This is a genomic window from Streptomyces sp. NPDC048277 (genome assembly GCF_040652235.1).
Taxonomy (GTDB): Bacteria; Actinomycetota; Actinomycetes; order Streptomycetales; family Streptomycetaceae; genus Streptomyces.
In genome coordinates, this window is the sequence record NZ_JBEZLQ010000020.1 from 150,069 (window position 1) to 169,399 (window position 19,331).

A 19,331-nucleotide genomic window follows, 5' to 3' on the forward strand; every position below is an offset into this window, starting at 1 on the left:
TGTACGTACGTGCTCAACTTCTCCTTCCCGCAACGACGTTGGGAGGCACGGATGCGCACCACCCGTATGAGACAGCTGCTCGTCGGAGCCGTCGCGCTGCTCACCGCATCGGCCGCGTTACCGGCCGCCGCGGCCGATGCGCAAGGCCGTCAGGACCGTCCCTCGCACGGCGGGCTGTCCGCCGTCATCCGCTATACCGAGTACGGCATTCCGCACATCCTCGCCGGGAACTACGCCGACCTCGGCTTCGGTTCCGGCTGGGCGCAGGCCGCCGACCAGGTCTGCACCCTCGCCGACGGTTTCGTGACCGTGCGCGGCGACCGCTCGCGGTTCTTCGGGCCCACCGCCGCCACCGACTTCTCGCTGTCGTCCGCCGGCGACAATCTCTCCAGCGACCTGTACTTCCGTGGCGTACGCCGGTCCGGCACGGTGGCGAAGCTGCTCGCCGAACCGGCTCCGCTGGGCCCGAGCCGGCAGGTGAAGGACCTGATGCGGGGCTTCGCCGCCGGGTACGACGCCTGGCTGGCGCAGCACCGGATCACCGACCCGGCCTGCCGGGGCGCCGCCTGGGTGCGGCCCATCAGCACGCTGGACGTGGCCTCCCGTTACTACGCCATCTCCGTGCTCGGCGGCCAGGGCGGCGCCGTGGACGAGATCACCGGGGCCGAACCCCCCACCGGCACCGCGGCCCCAGAGCGGAGTGTCGACGCCGAGGCCCTGGTCAAGGCGGTGCAGGCGCGGTCCGCGACCTCCGGCATGGGATCGAACGCGGTCGCCTTCAGCGGGGCGACCACCGCGAACGGCCGCGGTCTGCTGCTGGGCAATCCGCACTATCCGTGGCAGGGCGGGCGCCGGTTCTGGCAGTCGCAGCAGACCATCCCGGGCGAGCTGGACGTCGCCGGGGCGTCGCTGCTCGGCACGCCGACCATCGCCATCGGCTACAACTCCCGGGTGGCATGGAGCCACACCGTCTCGACCGGTGTCCCCTTCAACCTGACCCGGCTGACACTCGACCCGTCCGACCCGACCGTCTACCTGGTGGACGGCGAGCCGGAGCGGATGACGAAACGGACCGTGACCGTCCCCGTCGAGGGTGGCGCCCCGGTCACCCGTACCCAGTGGTGGACGCGGTACGGCCCGGTGGTCGCCGACCCCGGGGGCGAGCCGCCGCTGCCCTGGACCGCCACGACGGCGTACGCGTTCAATGACCCCAACGCCGCGAACTTCCGGTTCGCCGACACCTCGCTCGGCTTCGGCAAGGCGCGCTCCACCGCGGACGTCCTCGCCTCCCTCGACCGGCACCAGGGCCTGCCCTGGGTGAACACCGTCGCCGCGGACTCCGCCGGACACACCCTCTACACCCAGTCGCAGGTGCTGCCCAGGATCACCGACGACCTCGCGGCACGCTGCTCCACCGACCTCGGCAGGATCACCTACCCGCAGGCGGGCCTCGCGGTCCTCGACGGCTCACGGAGCGACTGCGCACCCGGCAGTGACGCGGACGCCGTCCAGTCCGGCATCTTCGGGCCGTCCCGCATGCCGACCCGGAAGGACGCGCCGTACGCGGAGAACTCCAACGACAGCGCCTGGCTGGCCAATGCCGACCGGCCGCTCACCGGGTACGAGCGGATCTTCGGCACGGTCGGGACGCCGCGCTCGCTGCGGACCCGGGGCGCGCTCGCGGACGTGTCCGCGATGGCGGAGCGGGGCGGGCTGACTGTCCGGGACCTGCAGGACCAGGAGTTCGCGAACCGGGCGCCCGCGGGCGCCCTGGCGGCGGCCGACGCGGCGAAGGCGTGTGCCGCGCTGCCGGGCGGTACGGCGACGGGCAGTGACAGCACGGTCGTCGACGTCTCCGCGGCCTGCCCGGTGCTCGCGTCCTGGGACCGGACCATGAACACGGACAGCCGAGGAGCCCTGCTCTTCGACCGCTTCTGGCGGAAGCTGATCGTCTCGGTGCCGGCGGCCCAGTTCTGGAAGGTGCCGTTCTCCACGGCGGACCCGGTGCACACGCCGAACACGCTCGACACCGCGGCTCCGGGCTTCGCCACGGCCCTGGCCGACACCGTCGCCGAGCTGCGCGCGGCGGGCATACCGCTCGACTCCCCGCTCGGGGAGCACCAGTTCGTGGTCCGTGACGGCAAGCGGATCCCCGTGCCGGGCGGCACGGAGAGGCTGGGGGTGTGGAACAAGGTGGAGCCGGTCTGGAACGCGGCGCAGGGCGGCTACACCGAGGTGACGACCGGCTCCAGCCACATCCAGGCGGTCGGCTGGGACGGCACCGGCTGCCCGGTGGCCCGCACCCTGTTGACGTACTCCCAGTCCTCGAACCCGGACTCGCCCCACTACAGCGACCAGACGCTGCTGTTCTCGGGTGAGAAATGGGTGACCGCGCGGTTCTGCGAGAAGGACATCCTGTCGTCACCCGTACTGAAATCCGTCCGCGTACACGGGCACTGAGCACATGTGGTCCCGCTCTTCCTGTGGGGCGGGACCACACTCGTGTGACGAGAGGAAATCGCAGTCGATGCACAGTACATCAATGGTCGTTCGCCGCATATGACCTTTGCTTCGGCGTGCCCCTGTGCGCCCCTTTGGAGAAAGGTTTCCGGAAACCCGAACTCCGTTCAATTGGGCAGGACACGTAGCGCACCGGGCAGGAGGTTCCCATGAACCGTGCTACGCCTGAACAAAAACGAACGTGGACGACAGGTACTGCTCCCGGCATATTCCCTCTTCTGGGCCACGGTATCGCCTTGTACCGACGCCCGCTGGCGTTTCTGAATTCTCTGCCCGCGCACGGGGATCTGGTCGAGATACGCCTTGGCCCCCGGCGTGCCTGGATGGTGTGCCACCCGGAGCTGACCCACGAGGTGCTCATGGATCCGCACACCTTCGACAAGGGGGGCCCGCTCTACGACAGGCTGGGAAAGCTGATGGGGGACGGAATCGTCACCTGCCGCCGGCCGACGCACCGGGACAAGCGGCGGCTGCTGCAACCCGGCTTCCGTTCCTCGCACGTCGCCGGGTACACGGACCTCGTCACCGAGGAGGCCGAGGCGGTGTGCGAGGGCTGGCAGGCGGGACGGGCCGTTCCCGTCACCGAGGCGATGATGACCCTCACGACCCGCGTGATCAGCCGGGTCCTGCTCTCCGACTCGCTGGACGACACCACGACCGCCGAGGTGCGGGACTGTCTCTCCGATGTCGTCCGCGGCCTCTTCGTCCGCACGGTCGTACCCGTCGACGTCCTGTTCCGCCTCCCCACCCCCGCCAACCGCCGCTACCGGCGCGCGCTCGACCGCCTGCACGCCGTCATCGACACGGCGATCGCACAGCGCCGCCGGGACGCCGACCGCGACGACGTGCTGGGAACTCTGCTGGCGGCAGGGCGCGGTGACGCCGGAGCGGCGGCGATCACGGACCAGGAGATCCACGACCACCTGATCACCCTGCTGCTCACGGGCGCCGAGACCACGGCACTGTGCCTGGCCGCGGCCTTCAGCCTGCTGGCCGGTCATCCGGAGGCGGAACGCCGTCTGCACGCCGAACTCGACACCGTTCTCACCGACGGCCGCCGCCCCGGCCCCGACGATCTGCCGCGCCTCGTCTACACCCGGTCCGTCGTCTCCGAGACGCTGCGCCACTCGTCACCCGGCTGGCTCTTCACCCGCGTCACCACCAGGGAGACCGAACTCGCCGGGCGCCGGCTGCCCGAGGGGGCCACCGTGCTCTACAGCCCCTACCTCCTGCACCACGATCCCTCGTCGTTCCCCGACCCCGAGCGTTTCGACCCCGGTCGCTGGGCGCCCGGGTGCCCGACCGCCGAACAGCGGCGCGCGATGATGCCGTTCGCCGTGGGCAGCCGCAAGTGCCTCGGCGACGAGTTCGCCATGGTGGAGACCACCCTCGCGCTCGCGACCATCGCCGGTCGCCGGCGTCTGAGCCACCTGCCCGGGTACGTCGCACGGACACCGCGGCCGGCGATCACCCTGGGGCCGCGATCACTGGTCATGGCGTGCGAAGCCCGTCCCACCCGTCGCACTTCACCCCGAACGGCAGGTGATCACGTTGTCGACAACACATGAGGAAAGCATGCCCGGTGTACTGAACGTCACCCGGGACTCCAGCCTCAGGGACCTGATCGACTCCCATCTCCACATGCCCTTCCCGTGCGCGCGCAACCCTCATGAATCCGAGGCCGCGGCCGGCGTCGACGCCTGGCTGAGGAGGTGGGGGCTGACCGACGAACCGGGTGTGGCGACGATGATCGCCCGTACTCGCCCTGCCGAGCTCGCCTCCCGCACCAGCCCCGCCGTGGATTCCGGGATGCTCCAGATCGTCGCCCATCAGATCGCCTACCAGTTCGTCTTCGACGACCGTGCGGAGGACGTCGGCCGGCGCTCTCCGGGCCTGCTGGTGCCGATGCTGTGCGAGAGCATCGCGATCCTGCGGGACGGCCGCCCGCCCGGCACACGCCTCGGCGCGGCCCTGGCCGATCTCCACCGGCAGGTCCGCGAACGGTGCACACCGGCGCAGGCCGCGCGGTGGGCCTGGAAGAGCCGTGAATACGTGCACGGTCTGCTGTACGAGGCGGTGGCGCAGGCCCAGCCCTTCCCCCTGCGGCCGGGAGACTGCACCTCCATACGGTCGCTCACCGCCGGAGTCGAGCCGTTCCACCCGCTGTACGAGGCCGCCCAACCGCACGAAATGTCCCCTGCCGAACTCCACCACCCCGACGTACAGCGACTCGGCCGGCTGTCGGCCGACGCGGCGGTGTGGACGGCCGACCTGTTCTCCGCGGTGAAGGAACAGCGTGCGGGCGAAATGATCAACCTGGCCCTGGCGTACCAGCGCGAGCACCGGTGCTCTCTGCAGGTTGCCGTCCTCCTCGCCGTCCAGCAGATCAACCGCACGATCGAGGAGTTCCAGAGGCTCCGCCAAAGGGTCGGACCGGAGCTGAGCACCACCGGCGTCGGTTATGTGGACGGCATGGCCGGCTGGATCCAGGGGTGTTACCACTGGTCCCGCGCCGTGCCGCGCTACTCGGACGTGGCCTCGGTCCCCGCCGTGCCGTAAGGACCCGGGCGCACTCCGGGGACAGCGCCACCGGAGGCGTCCATCCAGGCCTCGTACCCAGCGGCGCGGACATTCTCCCGTTTCCCGGTTAATGATTCACCCTATAGTGCTCAATCCGGCCTATCGCACCTGACCGGGGCGTACGCTCGGCTGTCCCGCAGGCCGAACGACAGAAAGCGGTACGGCACATGGCGACGGAGCTGCGGCAATCGGTCACGGACGAGGAGACGTTGATCGAACGCCGGCAGGAACTTCAGGCCCTCGACGCCGCGTTCCAGGAGCTGCGACGCACCGCTGACGGCAAACCGCGGGCAAGGCGAAAAGGCCTGCTCGCCTTCACCGGACCGGCCGGACTGGGCAAGACGGCACTGCTCACGGAAGCCCGTGCCCGGGCCGCGGCACACGGATTCACCGTGCTGTCGGGCAGGGGCGGCGAGGCGGAACAGGGTTCCGCGTTCCGCGTCGTTCGCCAGTTGATGCAGCCTTCACTGGCCAGGATGGACGAGGCGGAACTCCACGCCTTCCTGGGCAGCTGGTACGACACCGTCGCCGCCGTGCTCAGTCTCGAAGCGCGGGGGCCCGCCCCCGCGCCGGACCCGACCGGCGTCCGCGACGGTCTCGACTGGGTCATGACGCGTCTCACGGTGCGGAAGGCTCCCGTCGTCCTGCTCCTGGACGATCTGCACTGGACGGACCCCGAGTCACTGAGCTGGCTCGCCTCCTTCGCACCGCGGGTGGACGACCTCCCCCTGCTGATCGTGGTCACCTACCGGCCCGACGAACTGCCCTCCGAGGCGGGCGAACTCCGCGGGCTCATGGGAGATCACGGGGACCGCCCCCACAGCCTGGCGCTGCTCACCCCCGAAGGGGTGGCCCGGATCGTCAGGAGCGAGATCGGGGAGGCCGCCGAGGACCCGTTCTGCAAGGAATGCTGGTCGGCCACCGGTGGCAGCCCCTTCGAGGCGGTGGAGCTGGCCATCGGACTCGCCGAGCGGAAACTGCGCGGCACCGACGACGACCTGCCCGCGATGCGCGAGCTCGCCGCGACCATCAAGGGCCCGGGGCTGATCGAGCGTCTGGAACGGCTCGGCACCGCGACCGTCCGCTTCGCGCACACCGCGGCCGTGCTCGGTTCGCCCTTCTCGCCCCAGCTCGCCGCGACCATCTCGGTGCTCGGCGACGAGGCCGTCGCGGAGGCGACCGGGAAACTGCGCGCGGCCCGGATCCTGGCCTACGGCCACGGCCCCGAGGGCGAGCTGGAGTTCGTTCACCCCCTCATCGCCACGACGATCTACCGGTCCATCCGCACGGGCTTCCGGACCGGTCTGCACAACACCGCCGCGCAGGCCCTCCTGGCCGCGGGCTACGGACCCACCACCGCCGCCCGGCATCTGCTGGAAGTCCCCTGCGAGGAACGTCCCGAGACGGTCGCCTGTCTGCGCGAGGCCGCTCGCGACTACCTTCGCGCCGGGGCCACCGACGCGGCCCGGCGCCTGCTGACCCGGGCGCTGCAAGAACCGCCCCTGCCCCGGGACCACGCCGCGGTCCTCCACGAACTCGCCTGCGCCACCTTCCTGATCGAGCCCACGGCCACGGTGCGGCATCTGCGCCAGGCGCTGGCGCAGCCCGACGTCGACCCCGATCTGCGCGCCTCCGTCGTCTACCTGCTGACGACGGCTCTGGCCCACACGAACCAGCTGGCGGAGGCCGTGACCGTGGCCGCCGAAGAGGCCCGGAAGGCGACGAATCCACGCGTCAAACTGCGCATGCAGGCCGATCAGTTCGTCTGGAGCATGGTGCGTTCCGACGACCACGACTCCCCCGCCCGCTCCCGGACCCTGGCACGTCTGGCCGAACAGCTGCCCGGCCGCAGTCTGGAGGAGCGCTACATCCTGGGGCTGCGGGCATGGGACGCGGCCATGCGCGGCGAGCCGAGGCAGACCTCCCTGGCATATGCCGAGAAAGCACTGCGCGGCGGGATGAGCTGGACCGGCGAGAACCGGGGGTTCGAGGTACCCCTCTCCGTCGCGCTGGTGTTCATGTACGGCGACCAGCCGCAACGGGCCGAGGAGTTGTTCGGCCAGGGGATCGCCGAATGCGTGGCCAAGGGCTGGCACGGCTCCCACCTGGCTTTCGGCCAGACCATCGCCGGCTACATCCGCTACCGCCGCGGCTCGCTGGCCGAGGCCGAGAACGCCGTCCGCGAGGGTCTGCGCATCGCCGGCAAGGTGGACGGGGTCGTGGCCGCCGAGTGGTTCGGCGTGAGCATTCTCGTCAAGACCCTGCTGGCCCGGGGGCGCGTCGCCGAAGCGCGCTCGCTCGCCGACGAGCACCACTTCGACGAGACCCCCCTCAACACGGTCATCTATCCCGACCCGCGCACCGTGTACGCCGAACTGCTCCTCGCGGAGGGCCGGCACGCCGAAGCCGCCCGGCTGCTGTCCGCGGTCGGGGACTGGCTGGACGGGCGGGGCTGGCGCAATCCGGCCTGGTGCCCGTGGAAGCTGCGGCTCGCCTCCGCGCTCGCCCCGACCGCCCCGGACGAGGCGGTCGAGCACGCCAAGGACGCCGTACGGCGCGCGCGGGACTTCGGTGCCGCCTCCGCCGTCGGCCAGGCCCTGCACACGCTCGCCGAGGTGACCGGCGGGCCGTCGGCGGTCGGCCTGTACGCGGCGGCCGTCGACCACCTGGAGCAGTCGCCCGCCGCCTACGAGCTGGCCCGGGCCCAGATCGGCCACGGTGCCGCGCTGTCCCGCAACGGACGGCTGCAGGAGGCCGCCGAACGCCTCTACCAGGGGCTGGAAGGAGCCGTCCACTGCGGGGCCGAGGCGCTCGCCGGCCGGGCCCGGGAGGAGCTCTCGGCGGCCGGGCTGCGTCCGCTGCCGCTGCGCTATGTGCAGGCGGACACACTGACCGCGCAGGAGCTGCGCACCGCGGAACTGACCGTCCAGGGGCACCCGGTGGCGGTGGTGGCCAAGGAACTGCGCCTCACCGAGCAGGGCGTACGGCAGTTGCTGTCCCGCGTGTACCGCAAGATCGGCACCGACGCGGCCGGCCTCGCGGGGTTCCTCCAGGCCCGTCACCGCCCGCGCCCCTGAGGACGCGGGACCCGGTCACACCGGCCGGGTGCGCCCCTCCCAGTACGGGTCCCGCAGCCGTCGCTTGTACAGCTTGCCGTTGGGGTCGCGGGGCATCTCGGTGATGAAGTCCACGGTCTTGGGGCACTTGTAGCCCGCCAACTGCTCGGCGCAGTGGGCGAGGAGGGCGGCGGCGAGGTCCGGTCCCGGTTCCTGTCCGGGGGCGGGTTCGACGACGGCCTTGACCTCCTCGCCCCAGTCGTCGTGCGGGATGCCGAAGGCGGCGGCGTCGGCGACGGCGGGATGGGAGAGGAGCACGGACTCGATCTCGGCGGGGTAGATGTTGACCCCGCCCGAGATGATCATGTCGATCTTGCGGTCGCGGAGGAAGAGGTATCCGTCCTCGTCCAGGTAGCCGAGGTCGCCGACGGTGAAGAAGTCGCCGATGCGGTTCTTCTTCGTCTTGTCCTCGTCCTTGTGGTACGAGAAGCCGCCGGTGTTCATCTTCATGTAGACGGTGCCGAGTTGGCCCGCGGGCAGCCGGTTGCCGTCGTCGTCGAAGACCGCGAGCTCGCTGATGGGCCAGGCCTTGCCGACCGTACCGGGCTTCTTCAGCCAGTCCTCGGCGGTGGCGAAGGCGCCGCCGCCCTCGCTGGCCGCGTAGTACTCCTCCACGCTGGGGCCCCACCAGTCGAGCATCGCCCGCTTGACGTGGTCCGGGCAGGGGGCGGCGCCGTGGATGGCGTGCCGCATGGAGGAGACGTCATAGCGTGCGCGCACATCCTCCGGGAGGGCGAGCAGGCGGTGGAACTGGGTGGGGACCATATGGGTGTGCGTGCACTTGTGTGCGTCGATCAGGCGGAGCATCTCCTCGGGGGTCCACTTGTCCATCAGCACCAGCCGGTGGCCTATGTGGAGTGACGCTCCCGCGAACTGCAGTACGGCGGTGTGGTAGAGCGGCGAGCAGACCAGGTGGACGTTGTCGCCGAAGGGCCGGATGCCGAAGATGCCGAGGAAGCCGCCGAGGTAGGCCTCCTCGGGGAGCTTCCCGGGCAGTGGGCGGCGGATGCCGCGGGGGCGTCCCGTCGTACCCGAGGTGTAGTTCATGACCCAGCCGAGTTCGCGGTCGGCGGGCGCAGAACCGGGCTGTCCGTCGAGGAGTTCGGTGTACGGCCGGAAGCCCTCTACCTCGCCGACGGCGTACCGGTGGGTGGCCGGGAGGCCGGCCTCGTCGGCGGCGTGGCGGGCGGGACCGGCGAACCGTTCGTGGGCGATCAGCACCTTCGCCCCGGAGTCGGCGACGATCCAGCCGATCTCCGGGCCGACGAAGTGGTGGTTGACGGGGACGAGGTAGAAGCCGGCCTGGGTGGCGGCCAGGTACGCGGTGAAGAACTCGATGCCGTTGGGCAGGACGACCGCGAAGGCGTCGCCGCGTTCCAGGCCGGCGGCGCGCAGTCCGTGGACGAGGCGGTTGGTGGCCGCGAGCAGACGGCCGGCGGTCCACTCCGAGCCGTCGGGTGCGATCAGCACCGTGCGGTCGGGGTCGCTCGTGGCCTGGGCCCAGAATCCGGCGGGGGGCGTGCTGGTCACTTGCCGCTCCTTCCGGCGATGCGGTTGATCCGGTCGACGGCCTGTTCGAAGCCGCGGGTGAGGTCGTCGAAGACGGCCTGGACGCTGTGTTCGCCGGTCATACGGCCGACGATCTGGCCGACGGGGGTGCCGAGCAGGGGCTCGACCTCGTACTTCTGGATACGCGTGAGCGCCTCGGCGACCAGCAGGCCCTGCAGCGGCATGGGGAGGGTGCCGGGGCCGTTGGGGTCGTCCCAGGCGTCGGTCCACTCGGTGCGCAGCTGACGGGCCGGTTTCCCGGTCAGGGCGCGGGAGCGGACGGTGTCGCCGGAGCCGGCGGCGAGGAGTTTGCGGGTCACGGCGGGTGAGGACATATCGGCCTCTGTGACGGTCAGCCATATGGAGCCCAGCCACACCCCCTGGGCGCCGAGGCTCAGCGCGGCCGCCACCTGTTGCCCGCTGCCGATGCCGCCGGCCGCCAGCACGGGCAGCGGGGCCACGGCGTCGACGACCTCCGGGGTGAGGACCATCGAGGCGATCTCACCCGTGTGCCCGCCCGCCTCGTAGCCCTGCGCCACCACGATGTCGATACCCGCGTCCTTGTGCTTCACGGCGTGCCGGGCGCTGCCCGCGAGCGCGGCGACCAGGATGTCGCGGTCGTGGGCGCGGGCGACGACATCGGCGGGCGGGGAGCCCAGGGCGTTGGCGAGCAGCCGGATCGGGTAGTCGAAGGCGACGTCGAGCTGGGTGCGGGCGACCTGCTCCATCCACCCGGTGATGCGCCACCCGGAGGCCTCACCCTCGGCGAGGCCGGGCACGCCGTACTTGGCGAGGGTGTCCCGGACGAACTGCCGGTGCCCTTCCGGGATCATCGCCTCGACGTCGGCCTCACTGACGCCCTCCACCTTCTTGGCGGGCATGACGACGTCGAGTCCGTACGGTTTGCCGTCGACATGCGCCTCGATCCAGTCGAGGTCGCGTTTGAGGTCGTCGGGGTCGGTGTAGCGGACCGCGCCGAGCACTCCGAATCCGCCGGCCCGGCTGATGGCCGCGGCCACGGCGGGAAACGGCGTGAAGCCGAAGACGGCGTGCTCGACTCCCAGGGTCTTGCTCAGCTCCGTCTGCATGGGCGCAGGATGCCGCAGCCGGGCGGCCGACGGAAGAGGTTTTCTGATGCTCCGTCAGATTTCTGGCCGGGCGGGGAGATCAGTCACGCGCCGACCCCGGCACCCGGACTCCCGGACGGGAGAGGCGGGTTGCCCGTCACTCGCCCTCCAGCACCGCCATCGCCGCGTTGTGCCCCGGTACCCCGCTCACCCCTCCCCCGCGTACCGCGCCCGCCCCGCACAGCAGGACGTTGGCGTGGCGGGTTTCGACGCCCCAGCGGCCGGTGGTGTCCTGGGCGTAGGGCCAGGAGAGGTCTCGGTGGAAGATGTTGCCGCCGGGGAGACGGAGGTCGTGTTCGAGGTCCAGGGGGGTCTTCGCCTCGATGCAGGGGCGGCCGTCCGCGTCGAGGGCGAGGCAGTCGACGATCGGCTCGGCGAGGTGGGCGTCGAGCTGGGCGAGGGTGGACCTGAGGAGCTGCGCGCGTACGGCGTCGTTGTCGGCGGCGAAGAGCCGGGCGGGGGCGTGCAGGCCGAAGAGGGTGAGGGTCTGGTAGCCGCGGGCGACCAGGTCGCGGCCGAGGATCGTGGGGTCGGTCAGGGAGTGGCAGTAGATCTCCGAGGGCGGGGCGGCGGGGAGCCGGCCGGCCGCCGCCTCGGCGTGGGCGGTGGCCAGTTGCCGGTAGCCCTCGGCGATGTGGAAGGTGCCGGAGAACGCCTCGCGCGGGTCGACGGCGGTGTCGCGCAGCCTGGGCAGCCGCTTGAGCAGCATGTTCACCTTGAGCTGGGCGCCCTCGGCGGGCTCCGGGGCCGGGTCGCCGGTGAGCGCGGCGAGTTCCTGCGGGGACGCGTTGACCAGGACGTGCCGGGCGGCGGCGACGCCCTCGCCGTCGGCCGTGCGGTAGGAGACCTCGGCACTGCGGCCGTCCGTCTCGATCCGTACCGCCTCGTGCCCGGTGGCGAGCTCCGCGCCCGCCGAGCGCGCGGCCGCGGCCAGCGCGTCGGTGAGGGCGCCCATGCCCCCGACCGGCACGTCCCAGGCGCCCGTGCCGCCGCCGATGACGTGGTAGAGGAAGCAGCGGTTCTGGCGGAGGGAGGCGTCGTGGGCGTCGGCGAAGGTGCCGATGAGGGCGTCCGTGAGGACGATCCCGCGCACCAGGTCGTCCGTGAAGTTCTCCTCGATCGCGACCCCGATCGGCTCCTCGAACAGCGCCCGCCACGCCTCCTCGTCGTCGATACGGCGGCGCAGCTCCTCGCGCGAGGGCAGCGGCTCGGTGAGCGTCGGGAAGACGCGTTCGGCGACCTTGCCGGTCATGCCGTAGAACCGCTGCCAGGCCTGGTACTCCGCCTTGCCGCCGGTCAGTCGTTCGAAGGCCTCGCGGATCCGCCGTTCGCCGCCGCCGACCAGCAGTCCGGTCGGCCGGCCGTCGCGCTCCACGGGGGTGTACGACGAGATGGTGCGGCCGCGGACGCGGAAGTTCAGGCCGAGGTCGCGGACGATCTTCCTCGGCAGCAGGCTGACCAGGTAGGAGTAGCGCGACAGGCGCGCGTCGACGCCGGTGAAGGGGCGGGTCGAGACGGCGGCGCCGCCGGTGCGGCCGAGCCGCTCCAGCACGAGTACGGTGCGCCCGGCGCGGGCGAGGTAGGCCGCGGCGACCAGGCCGTTGTGGCCGCCGCCGACGATCACGGCGTCGTAGGTGCGGGGGGATTCGGTGGCAGCGGGCATGGTTCTTCGTAACACATGATGATCTAGGGGGGTAAGAGGCTTGCCGGTTCGCTCCGCGACGGCGCCGTTCGCATGCGCGGGCCGCATGTGGTTGCTCGCGCAGTTCCCCGCGCCCCTCACGGGGCCCGTTTCAGTGACGCCTGCTGTCGCAGTACCGCCACCCTCCGGTAGAGCTCCACCGCCTCCGCGCCCCTCCCCAGCTGCTCCAGGCAGTGCGCCTCGTCGTTGCGGCTGGCCAGGGTGTCCGGATGGTCCGGGCCGAGGACCCGCTCCCGTGCGCCGGCCACCCGCCGGTACTCCGTCAGCGCGTCCGCCCAGCGTCCCAGCCATCCCAGGCTCACCGCCACCTCGCGCCGGCTGACCAGGGTGTCGGGGTGGTCGGGGCCCAGGACGCGCTCGCGGATGGCGCACACGTCACGTGATTCCGCGAGGGCCTCCTCCCAGCGGCCCAGGCGGCCGAGGTTGACGCCGAGGCCGTGGCGGGCGCGCAGCGTCTCGGGGTGGGCGGGGCCCTGGACGCGGGTGCGGTCCTCTGTCAGGGCGCGGTAGAGGGTGAGCGCGTCGGCGCTGCGGCCCAGGCGGCCGAGGCTGATGCCGACCTCGTAGCGGGCGGCGAGGGTGTCGGGGTGGTCGGGGCCGAGCGCGCGGGCGCGGGCTTCCGCGACCTCGCGGTAGGTCCCGAGGGCTTGCTCCCAGCGGCCCAACTGGCCCAGTGCGTAGGCGACTTCGTAGCGGGTGACCAGGGTGTCGGGGTGCTGCGGGCCGAGGACGCGGGCGCGGGCGACGGCGACGTCGCGGGCCATGCGGTACGAGTCCTCCAGGCGGCCCAGTCTGCTGAGGTTGAAGGCGAGGTTGTGGCGGCAGCGCAGGGTGTCCGGATGGTCCGGGCCCGTCAGCCGCTGCCGGGCGGCGAGTACGGCCGTGTACACCTGGTGGGCGTCGAAGTGGCGGCCCAACTGGCCGAGGACGTAGGCCATCTCCTGGCGGGCGGCGAGGGTTTCCGGGTGGTCGGCGCCGAGGACGCGCTCCCTGGCGCGGGCGACCGCGGTGTACTCGCGCAGGGCGTCGGCGGCGCGGCCGGTGCGGCTGAGGGTGAACGCGATCTCGTAGCGGCTGGCGAGGGTGTCTGGGTGGTCGGGGCCGAGGAGCCGGGCGCGTTCGGCGGCGACGCCGCGGTGCACCTCGCCGGCCTCGGCCCAGCGTCCGAGGCGTCCGAGGCTGAGCCCCGCGTTGTGGCGGCCGGCGAGGGCGGCGAGGGTCTCCTGGGAGGGCGCGGGGACGGCCGGCGGGGGTTCGGCGACGCCGGTGGCCGGGCGGGCGATCCACTCGCCGGTGAGGCCGGCGCCCGGGTCGGGCGGGGTGGCGCTCAGGGTGGTGCCGGTCGCCTTGTGGCCGGTGGTCATGCCCCGGGTCCAGGACGGCAGCCGGGGCTCGCGGGACTGCGGGGGCCGGAGCCGGGGCTGCGCGGTGACGACGGTGGGGACGTAGGTGGGTGTCGTCCGCCCGAGGGTGATCCGGCGCCCCAGCTCCTTCGCGTCGTAAGGGCGTTGGTCCGGCCTCTTCGCCAGCAGGTCGAGGACGGCCTTCTCGAACCAGCCGGGCAGTTCGGGGCGGTGGTCGCGGGGCGGAACGGGCGGGGTGTCGCGGTGGCCGACGAGGATCGCCCAGGCGTCCTCGAGGTCGAAGGGCGGTGCCCCGGTGGCGATCTCGTACAGCACACAGCCCAGGGAGTACAGGTCGCTGCGCTGGTCGACCTCGGTACCGCCGATCTGCTCGGGGGACATGTAGTGCGGGGTGCCCATGGCGATGCCGGTGCCGGTCAGCCGGGAGGTGAGGCCGATGTCGTGGCCGAGGCGGGCAATGCCGAAGTCGCAGAGCTTCACCGTGCCGTCGGTGAGCCGCATGATGTTGGCGGGTTTCAGGTCCCGGTGCACCACGCCCTGCTGGTGGGTGTAGGCGAGGGCGGCGGCGACCTGCTCGGCGATGTCGACGACGTCGCCGACGGGCAGCGGATGGTGTCTGTTGTCCTCCAGGAGCTGGAAGAGGTTGCGGCCGTCCAGCAGTTCCATCACCAGGTAGAGGACGCCGTCGTACTCGCCGAAGTCGTGGACGACGGTCACCCCGCGGTGCGAGAGCGAGGCGGCCACTCTCGCCTCGCGGCGGAACCGCTCGCGCAGGACGCGGGTGAAGGTCTGGTCGTGGTGCGAGCCGAGCGGCTTGAGGCACTTCACGGCGACCTGCCGGCCGAGGGACTCGTCGCGGGCGCGCCACACCTCGCCCATCCCGCCCCGCCCGATCAGATCGAGCAGCCGGTACCGCCCCTGGACCAGCCTGCTGTCCGCCATCGCGCGCCGTCGCCCCCCGTCGCCTCCAGCCCGGCCCTCCCCCGGGGGTCACCGGCACAGCGTGGCCGCGCCGTGCCGCACACCCCCGACTCGTCCAGTATGGCGACCTATCGCCCGACTTTGTACGGTGCCGGGCGCGCGTCGGGACCGAGCCTCGCCATGGCGCGCAGAATGTGTTTGGGCGGGAGTTGCCAGCGCAGACGTGCGGGAACACAGCGCAGCAGGGTGCCGGTGGCGCGCAGTCGGCGGGTCACGACGGCGGGTGCGGGGGCCGGTCTGCCGTACAGCTCGTGGGCGTACGGCGGCAGAGAGGCGTACGCCAGCCCTGCCACGCGCCGCCACAGCACCTCGCGCGCCGGGATCAGCAGCGGGTGGGCCGGCGGGCGGAGCAGGAAGTCGTCCACCGTGCGTGCGTCGGCTCCGACGGCGAGCCGCGGTCGTACCTTCTCGAAGTAGGCGGTCAGCTCGCCCCGGTCGCCCGGTACGGCGTCCGGGTCGAGGCCCACCAGGCGGGCGCTGACCCGGTGTTCGGCGATGTAGCGGTCGGCCTGGGCGTCGGTGAGCGGGAAGCCGGAGCGGCGCAGGACGTGCAGATAGGAGCCGATCTCGGCGCAGTGCACCCACAGCAGCAGCTCGGGTTCGTCCACGCCGTACCGTTCACCGGTGTCCGGGTCCGTCGCGCCCAGCATGCTGTGGATCTTCCGGATCCGGGCCCCGGCCCGCTCGGCGGCCTCGGCGGTGCCGTAGGTCGTCGTACCGACGAAGTTCGCGGTCCGCATCAGCCGGCCCCAGGCGTCGCGCCGGAAGTCGGAGTTCTCCATGACACCGCGCACCGCGCGCGGGTGCAGGGCCTGGAGGTAGAGCGCGCGGATGCCGGCGACCCACATCATGGGGTCGCCGTGCAGCTGCCAGGTCACGGAGTCCGGGGTGAAGAGCCCGGGGTCGGCTCCCATGACCGCAGACTAGCGCCGTACCCGCGGCATCCCCAGTCCGATCCAGGAGATGATCTCCCGCTGGATCTCGTTGTTGCCGCCGCCGAAGGTGAAGATGACCGCCGAGCGGTAGCCGCGTTCCAGGTCACCGTGGAGCACGGCACCGGCCGAGCCCTCCTTCAGCGGGCCCGCCGCGCCGACGATCTCCATCAGCCAGGCGTAGGCGTCGCGGCGGGTCTCGGAGCCGTAGACCTTGACGGCGGAGGCGTCCTGCGGGGTGAGGGTGCCCTCCTGGACGGCGGTCACCATCTGCCAGTTCAGCAGTTTCATGGCGTCGAGGCGGGTGTGGGTCTGCGCGAGGCGGCGGCGCACCCAGGGCAGGTCGATCACCCGGCGGCCGTCGGCGAGCTTGGTCTCCGTGGCCCAGCGCTGTACGTCGTGCAGGGCGCGGATCGCCATGGTGCCGTGGGCGGCGAGGGTGACGCGTTCGTGGTTGAGCTGGTTGGTGATCAGCCGCCAGCCCCGGTTCTCCTCGCCGACCCGGCGGGAGACGGGGACGCGGATGTTCTCGTAGTAGCTGGCGGTGGTGTCGTGCGAGGCGAGGGTGTTGATCACCGTGCAGGAGTAGCCGGGGTCGGAGGTCGGCACCAGGAGCATGGTGATGCCCTTGTGGGGCGGGGCCTCGGGGTCGGTGCGGGTGGCGAGCCAGACCCAGTCGGCGGTGTCGCCGTTGGTCGTCCAGATCTTCTGGCCGTCGACCACGTACTCGTCGCCGTCCCGTACGGCCCGGGTCTTCAGGGCGGCGAGGTCGGTGCCGGCGTCGGGCTCGCTGTAGCCGATGGCGAAGTCGATCTCGCCGGAGAGGATGCGGGGCAGGAAGTACGACTTCTGCTCGTCGGTGCCGTACTGCATGATCGTCGGGCCGACCGTGTTCAGCGCCATCAGCGGGAGCGGTACGCCCGCCTGGGCGGCCTCGTCGAAGAAGATGAACTGTTCCATCGCGGTCAGGCCGCGCCCGCCGTACTCCTTCGGCCAGCCCACGCCGAGCCAGCCGTCCGTGCCGAGGCGCCGCACGGTCTCACGGTAGAAGCGTTTCTGCGCGGCCGGGTCGGCGTAGCGGGCGTAGGCGTTGTCCGGCACCAGGCCGGCGAAGTAGGCGCGCAGTTCGGTGCGCAGCCGCTGCTGCTCGGGCGTGTGGTCGAGGTGCACGGCGCCTCCAGGCTCCCCAAGGGCGGTCCTGACGGCGCACACCGTAGAACGTGTTCCAGAAATTGGGAATGGCGGCGCGGGTACGGGAGCCGGCCCGACACCGGACGGGCCGGCTCCCGTACCCCTTTCAGGACGCCGGGGTCAGGAGGCCGGTGTCAGGACGCCGCCGCCCGCCAGTCGGTAAGTGAGGCCGCTCAGCGCGCTGTTGGCGTCCAGGGAGGCGTCGTAGGTGACGGTGTGGCCGTTGCCCGCGATGTCGGTGATCCGGTCGCCGTGGATCGCCGCTCCGGTCAGGGAGGTGAGGACCGAGTCGCCGGTCACGGTCCAGTGCCCGCCGGAGTCGAGGGTCAGCGCGGCGTTGGTGACCGTGCCGGTCAGGGCCGCGCCGTCCTTGAGGGTGGCGGCGACGGAACTGTCCGAGCTCGCCGTGATGTCGCCGTGGAGACGGACCCGGTCGCCGGTGAAGCGGACGACGCTCGCCCTGTCGGCGTTCACCAGGGCGCCGTCCGGGTGCACGAGCCGGGCGCCGTCGCCGACGGTGATGTCGGACTCGGTGTTGGTGACGTAGAAGAGGTCGCCGGACTCGGCGGTCACCGCGCCGCCGTCGACCTTGACCGTGTCGATCCCCTCGCGGAACGGCAGGGTGTTCCAGAGCATGAACCCGCCCAGCGCGCCGGTGAGTCGGGCGTGGTCGAGGGTGATGGAGTTGGCGCCGTCGATGACGGCGCCCTTGTCCTGGACGGAGGTCACGTCGGCGCCGTGCACGGTGATGTCGCCGGTGGAGTAGATGCCGGCGGTGCGTTCGCCGTCGCCGACGATGTGTCCGCCGCGGACGTCGACGGTTCCGCCGCCCTGGTCGGTGGCGATGGCGGAGGAACTGGTGCCGTGTGTGGAGACGTCGACGTCGCGCAGCGAGAGGGTGGCGCCGTGCGTGGCGTCGGCGCCGTGCGCGCCCTGGCCGGTCGTGGTGATCGAACAGCCGGTCATCGTCAGGACACTGGCCGCTCCGGTGGCGAACACCCCGTTCGCACCGAGCCCGTTGGTGGTCACGGAGGTGTGGTCCAGGTGGACGGCGCCGCCGTTGTTCGCCAGGACACCGGCGTTGAGGCCGGTGAAGCTGCTGGTCTGGGCGTCGGAGCTGTCGCCGGTCTTGGCGACGGTGGAGTGCCGCAGGAACAGCTCACCGCCGGTGACCAGGACCGCCGACTCGTCGCTCGTGGCGGACGCGAACGCGGTGTGGTCCTCGTACACCGTGCCCTCGCTCTGCGCGTACGCCGACGCGCCGTCCGCGGACGGGCCGCACTCCGCGCCGCGTGCCGCACCGGCCGACGCGGGGGCGGCGGTGAGACCGAGCAGCAGCGCGGAGACCGCCGGTACGGCGGCCAGGGCGAGTCTCCGGGAGGTCCGGGACGAGGTGCGGGGTGCCATCATGTGTGCCCTTCCAAGGAGTTGGGGGCGGGCCCGACGGCGGCCTTGCGCACGGGTGCGGGTACGGCGGCGGAACACGGGTGCGCGGGCTGCGGGCCCGGCCGGGGACAGCCGGACGCGCCGACACCGGACCGGCACGACTCGCTGCCGTACCGGTGGCTCGGCGGACTGCCGGAGACTCTCCCGAAGCCGAGGTCAGGGTTCAACGGACCTGACGCGACGGGTGGATCGATCTCCGGTATGGCTGCCATACCGCGTGCGGAACGGGCCGTTCGGCCAGGGAGTACGGTCGGCCGGCGGTCACGCCTGACCGGGGGCCAGCGGGCTGCCGTGGAGGGAGCCGAGCACTTCGGCGCCCAGCACCTTCAGCAGCGGTTCGCTGAAGACGCCGTCCACGAGGATGAACGCCATCCGGGCCACCGTGTCCGTGCGGTTCTCCCAGCGGTGGTCGGTACCGCGCTGGATCACCACGTCCCCGGCGCGCAGCACCCGTTCGGAGTCGTCGAGGACGAGGACGACCTCGCCGTCCAGGACGATGCCGTAGTCCACGGTCTGCGTCCGGTGCATCGGGGAGACACAGCCCGGCGGGAACTCGTTGACGCGGATCTTGGTGCCACCGGGGGCCGGCGGCACGGTCAGGTCACGCTCCGTCGGCTCGGGCTCGTGCGCCGCGACGGGGGCCGGTACGGAGTCGGTGTTCCACATCTCGTAGAAGGCGGCGCCGTCCGGAGCGGTACGGATCACGGGCGGCGGGCCGTCGGAGAGGAACACGGAGACGCCCGTCTCGTCGTGCCCGGTGACGATCCGGCGCGGCGGCTGGCTCATGAAGGCGCTCCTCCTGTGGGACTTCGGGCCGGCGTGGA

General features: G+C 72.0%; 12 protein-coding genes. 4 read left to right on the top strand and 8 right to left on the bottom strand.

The window, feature by feature from the left end; all coding sequences use genetic code 11:
• The first annotated feature begins 51 nt into the window (after window positions 1–51).
• The 4 genes from AB0D85_RS35760 to AB0D85_RS35775 all read left to right on the top strand — a co-directional run bounded on the left by AB0D85_RS35760 (window position 52) and on the right by AB0D85_RS35775 (window position 8,177).
• Complete coding sequence (locus tag AB0D85_RS35760) at window positions 52–2,460, top strand: penicillin acylase family protein (protein WP_362329466.1); 2,409 nt, start codon at window positions 52–54, stop codon at window positions 2,458–2,460.
• 209 nt (window positions 2,461–2,669) lie between these two features.
• Window positions 2,670–4,088 (top strand): cytochrome P450, encoded by a 1,419-nt coding sequence (locus tag AB0D85_RS35765; protein ID WP_362329469.1) that lies wholly within the window; start codon window positions 2,670–2,672, stop codon window positions 4,086–4,088.
• A gap of 7 nt (window positions 4,089–4,095) precedes the next feature.
• Complete coding sequence (locus tag AB0D85_RS35770; protein WP_362329472.1) at window positions 4,096–5,079, top strand: (-)-alpha-amorphene synthase; 984 nt, start codon at window positions 4,096–4,098, stop codon at window positions 5,077–5,079.
• 188 nt (window positions 5,080–5,267) lie between these two features.
• Window positions 5,268–8,177, top strand: coding sequence for an AAA family ATPase (locus tag AB0D85_RS35775; protein ID WP_362329475.1), 2,910 nt, complete (start codon window positions 5,268–5,270; stop codon window positions 8,175–8,177).
• Between the two features lie 15 nt (window positions 8,178–8,192).
• On the opposite strand, the gene AB0D85_RS35780 is transcribed toward AB0D85_RS35775, so the two are convergent.
• The 8 genes from AB0D85_RS35780 to AB0D85_RS35815 form a co-directional block, all read right to left on the bottom strand.
• On the bottom strand, window positions 8,193–9,746 hold the full coding sequence (locus AB0D85_RS35780; RefSeq protein WP_362329478.1) for an acyl-CoA synthetase: 1,554 nt from the start codon (window positions 9,744–9,746) through the stop codon (window positions 8,193–8,195).
• Window positions 9,743–10,852 (bottom strand): nitronate monooxygenase family protein, encoded by a 1,110-nt coding sequence (locus tag AB0D85_RS35785; RefSeq protein ID WP_362329481.1) that lies wholly within the window; start codon window positions 10,850–10,852, stop codon window positions 9,743–9,745. Before AB0D85_RS35785 ends, AB0D85_RS35780 begins: the two co-directional genes overlap by 4 nt.
• A 136-nt stretch (window positions 10,853–10,988) precedes the next feature.
• Window positions 10,989–12,554 carry an NAD(P)/FAD-dependent oxidoreductase gene (locus tag AB0D85_RS35790; RefSeq protein ID WP_362329484.1) on the bottom strand — a complete coding sequence of 522 codons (1,566 nt, stop codon included), beginning with the start codon at window positions 12,552–12,554 and terminating at the stop codon, window positions 10,989–10,991.
• Between the two features lie 116 nt (window positions 12,555–12,670).
• Window positions 12,671–14,899, bottom strand: coding sequence for a serine/threonine-protein kinase (locus AB0D85_RS35795; RefSeq protein ID WP_362329487.1), 2,229 nt, complete (start codon window positions 14,897–14,899; stop codon window positions 12,671–12,673).
• A 107-nt stretch (window positions 14,900–15,006) separates the two neighbouring features.
• Entirely contained in the window at window positions 15,007–15,852 is an 846-nt protein-coding gene (locus AB0D85_RS35800) for an oxygenase MpaB family protein (protein ID WP_362329490.1), read from the bottom strand.
• Between the two features lie 9 nt (window positions 15,853–15,861).
• Complete coding sequence (locus tag AB0D85_RS35805) at window positions 15,862–17,040, bottom strand: acyl-CoA dehydrogenase family protein (protein WP_362329493.1); 1,179 nt, start codon at window positions 17,038–17,040, stop codon at window positions 15,862–15,864.
• A 141-nt stretch (window positions 17,041–17,181) separates the two neighbouring features.
• Entirely contained in the window at window positions 17,182–18,471 is a 1,290-nt protein-coding gene (locus tag AB0D85_RS35810) for a hypothetical protein (protein ID WP_362329496.1), read from the bottom strand.
• 297 nt (window positions 18,472–18,768) lie between these two features.
• On the bottom strand, window positions 18,769–19,293 hold the full coding sequence (locus AB0D85_RS35815; RefSeq protein WP_362329499.1) for a cupin domain-containing protein: 525 nt from the start codon (window positions 19,291–19,293) through the stop codon (window positions 18,769–18,771).
• Between the last annotated feature and the right edge of the window lie 38 nt (window positions 19,294–19,331).

Coding starts and splice junctions, on each gene's coding strand:
- AB0D85_RS35760 (WP_362329466.1), top strand. CDS start 52: ATGCGCACCACCCGTATGAGACAGCTGCTCGTCGGAGCCGTCGCGCTG.
- AB0D85_RS35765 (WP_362329469.1), top strand. CDS start 2,670: ATGAACCGTGCTACGCCTGAACAAAAACGAACGTGGACGACAGGTACT.
- AB0D85_RS35770 (WP_362329472.1), top strand. CDS start 4,096: ATGCCCGGTGTACTGAACGTCACCCGGGACTCCAGCCTCAGGGACCTG.
- AB0D85_RS35775 (WP_362329475.1), top strand. CDS start 5,268: ATGGCGACGGAGCTGCGGCAATCGGTCACGGACGAGGAGACGTTGATC.
- AB0D85_RS35785 (WP_362329481.1), bottom strand. CDS start 10,852: ATGCAGACGGAGCTGAGCAAGACCCTGGGAGTCGAGCACGCCGTCTTC.
- AB0D85_RS35790 (WP_362329484.1), bottom strand. CDS start 12,554: ATGCCCGCTGCCACCGAATCCCCCCGCACCTACGACGCCGTGATCGTC.
- AB0D85_RS35795 (WP_362329487.1), bottom strand. CDS start 14,899: ATGGCGGACAGCAGGCTGGTCCAGGGGCGGTACCGGCTGCTCGATCTG.
- AB0D85_RS35800 (WP_362329490.1), bottom strand. CDS start 15,852: ATGGGAGCCGACCCCGGGCTCTTCACCCCGGACTCCGTGACCTGGCAG.
- AB0D85_RS35810 (WP_362329496.1), bottom strand. CDS start 18,471: ATGATGGCACCCCGCACCTCGTCCCGGACCTCCCGGAGACTCGCCCTG.
- AB0D85_RS35815 (WP_362329499.1), bottom strand. CDS start 19,293: ATGAGCCAGCCGCCGCGCCGGATCGTCACCGGGCACGACGAGACGGGC.